The sequence below is a fragment of the Bradyrhizobium sp. Kon37 genome, from assembly GCF_055807535.1.
On record NZ_JBVVOY010000130.1, the window covers coordinates 1 to 461 of the forward strand.

General features: G+C 54.7%; 1 pseudogene. It reads left to right on the plus strand.

What is annotated here, in order from left to right:
• Nucleotides 1–461, plus strand: a pseudogene (locus AC0L3J_RS37430) (IS4-like element IS421 family transposase); the annotation flags it as partial.

Genomic DNA, 461 nt, shown 5'->3' on the forward strand with positions numbered 1-461 from the left:
GGCTCAGCTCCATGACGTTGCAACATTATCTGACGTGGCTCTCCTGAAGCGGCTGCGGAATGCCGCCGACTGGTTTGGCATACTTGCCGCACAAACACTTGCTGTACGCGCCGCAGTTACGGGTTGTACAAGCGGAAAGAGATTGCGTCTTGTCGATGGAACAGCAATCAGTGCGCCCGGGGGCGGCAGCGCTGAATGGCGACTACATATGGGATATGATCCTCATACCTGTCAGTTCACTGATTTTGAGCTAACCGACAGCAGAGACGCTGAACGGCTGGACCGATTTGCGCAAACGGCAGACGAGATACGCATTGCTGACCGGGGATTCGGTTCGCGTCCCGAATGTATCCGCTCACTTGCTTTTGGAGAAGCTGATTATATCGTCCGGGTTCACTGGCGAGGATTGCGCTGGTTAACTGCAGAAGGAATGCGCTTTGACATGATGGGTTTTCTGCGCG